This is a genomic window from Mesorhizobium sp. WSM4846 (assembly GCF_055811415.1).
In genome coordinates, this window is the sequence record NZ_JBVVPZ010000119.1 from 1 (window position 1) to 301 (window position 301).

Sequence of the window (301 nt, forward strand, 5' to 3'; positions counted from 1 at the left end):
GGCGCGCATGCTGCAGCGCGGCATCTATGTCATCGGCTTCTCGTTTCCGGTGGTGCCGAAGGGCCAGGCGCGCATCCGCACGCAAATGTCGGCCGCCCATTCCAGCGCCGACATCGACCGCGCGGTCGAGGCGTTCGGCGCGGTCGGGCGCGAACTTGGTGTGATTTCCTGAACGACCGGAACCGAAAAGCGATTCCGGATCAAGAGTTTCAAGGGACAAAAGAATGTCGAACATGATGAAGGCGCTGGTCAAGGCCAAGGCCGAGCCGGGCATCTGGATGGAAGAAGTGCCGGTGCCGGA

At 62.5% G+C, this 301-nt stretch carries 1 protein-coding gene; it reads left to right on the forward strand.

The features are described 5' to 3' along the window. On the forward strand, positions 1-172 hold a 172-nt coding region (locus AC0L15_RS33285; RefSeq protein WP_473498430.1), incomplete at its 5' end, for an aminotransferase class I/II-fold pyridoxal phosphate-dependent enzyme. Positions 173-301 lie beyond the last annotated feature (129 nt).